Genomic DNA, 1,725 nt, shown 5'->3' on the forward strand with positions numbered 1-1,725 from the left:
GCCGGGAACCCGGCCTACAGGCCAGCCCGTCCGCGTCCCCCGGCTGAGAGAGGTTCTGCACTCCCGTGCAGGGTTGCTGCATCACACCCACCCCTGCTGCAACAAACCGGATCAGCCCGTGTAGCCCTGCCTACCTTCGTTTCAGCCCCGGGACCGGGGCGCCACGAACCCGATCTCGGGAGAGATCATCATGCGCAAGACCCTGCCGAGCCTGGCCGACCTCGCCCTCGTCGCGACCGGCGCGCTCACCACGATCGGCGCCACCACGAGCACCGCCAGCGCGGCGACCGCGTGCGTGACCAAGGCCGAGTACAAGAAGGCCAAGAAGGGCATGACCAAGACCAAGATCGACCACATGTTCGGCACCAAGGGCCACCGCGAGGCGGGCGCCACCTCCGGCGGCTACCGCAGCGAGGTCTGGTCCTACCGCCCGTGCACGCAGTACAGCGCTGTGTCGCTCGCCTTCAGCGGCCGCTCCGGCGGCCCCCTGACGATGGACGCCAAGTCTACCGTGTGGTCCTACTGATCCATCCCCTACGGTGACGGCATGAGAGCCGTCACCGTCCACGAGGGAGCGCTCGAGGTCGCGAAGCTGCCGCTGCCGCAACCCGGCCGCGGCCAGGTCCGGCTGCGGGTCACCCGGGCCGGGATCTGCGGCTCCGACCTGCACGCCCGCCACCACGCCGACGCGACCGCGGACGTGGCGGCCGAGGTCGGCTACCCCGACTTCATGCGCCGCGAGCACACCGTGGTGCTCGGCCACGAGTTCACCGGGACGGTCGACGCCTACGGCCCCGGCTGCCACGAGCGGTGGGAGATCGGCCAGCCGCTGGTGGCACTGCCGCTGCTGAAGGACGGCGACGCGATCCAGATGACCGGGCTGTCGCCGCACGCGCCGGGGGCGTACGCGGAGTACGTGCTGGTCGCCGAGGACGCCGCGATGCCGGTGCCGGAGGGGCTGGACCCGGAGCTGGCCGCGCTGACCGAGCCGCTCGCGGTGGCCCGGCACGCGGTGAACCGCGGCGACGTGAGCAAGCGCGACGCGGCGGTGGTGGTGGGGTGCGGCCCGATCGGGCTGGCGGTGATCCTGATGCTCAAGGCCGCCGGGGTGCGACGGGTGATCGCGAGCGACTACTCGGCCGGCCGCCGCGAGCTGGCCACGGCCTGCGGGGCCGACGCGGTCGTCGACCCAGGTGAGCTGTGGGACCTGGTGGCGGAGGAGAAGGGCGTCGTCACGTCGGCGACCGCGCTGTTCGGCGAGGGCCTCGACGCGATGCACCAGCTGCGCCGGGTCCCCCGGCTCCCCTGGTGGTCGGTGATCCGGGCCGCCCAGCGGCTCGGGCTGACGCCGCGCGGCCCGGTCGTCTTCGAGTGCGTGGGCGTGCCGGGCGTCATCGACGACATCGTCACCCACGCCCCGTTCCTCTCCCGGGTCGTGGTGGTGGGCGTGTGCATGGAGCCCGACACGTTCCGGCCGACGATGGCGGTCAACAAGGAGCTCGACCTGCGCTTCTCCTTCTGCTACGACCCGGTCGAGTTCCGCGAGACGCTGCACCTCGTCGCGGACGGCACCGTCGACCCTCGCCCGCTCGTCACGGACGTCGTGGGCCTCGACGGGGTCGCCGGCGCGTTCGAGACCCTCGGTGTCGCCGACCGGCACGCCAAGATCCTCATCGACCCCTGGGCCTAGGTCACCAGGCGCGCGACCCGTCGTAGTCGGCCGCC

General features: G+C 72.4%; 2 protein-coding genes. Both read left to right on the forward strand.

The genetic code is table 11. From position 1 onward, the window contains the following. Window positions 1-190 precede the first annotated feature (190 nt). Complete coding sequence (locus tag Q0L15_RS21940) at window positions 191-526, forward strand: hypothetical protein (protein WP_296606951.1); 336 nt, start codon at window positions 191-193, stop codon at window positions 524-526. A 21-nt stretch (window positions 527-547) separates the two neighbouring features. Next, window positions 548-1,690 carry a zinc-binding dehydrogenase gene (locus Q0L15_RS21945; RefSeq protein WP_296606953.1) on the forward strand — a complete coding sequence of 381 codons (1,143 nt, stop codon included), beginning with the start codon at window positions 548-550 and terminating at the stop codon, window positions 1,688-1,690. Window positions 1,691-1,725: the final 35 nt, after the last annotated feature.

It is taken from the genome of Nocardioides sp. (assembly GCF_024509035.1).
GTDB lineage: Bacteria > Actinomycetota > Actinomycetes > Propionibacteriales > Nocardioidaceae > Nocardioides.

What these genes read in the sequence shown, in the direction of transcription:
- Q0L15_RS21940 (WP_296606951.1), top strand. Translation starts at nt 191, where the DNA reads ATGCGCAAGACCCTGCCGAGCCTGGCCGACCTCGCCCTCGTCGCGACC.
- Q0L15_RS21945 (WP_296606953.1), top strand. Translation starts at nt 548, where the DNA reads ATGAGAGCCGTCACCGTCCACGAGGGAGCGCTCGAGGTCGCGAAGCTG.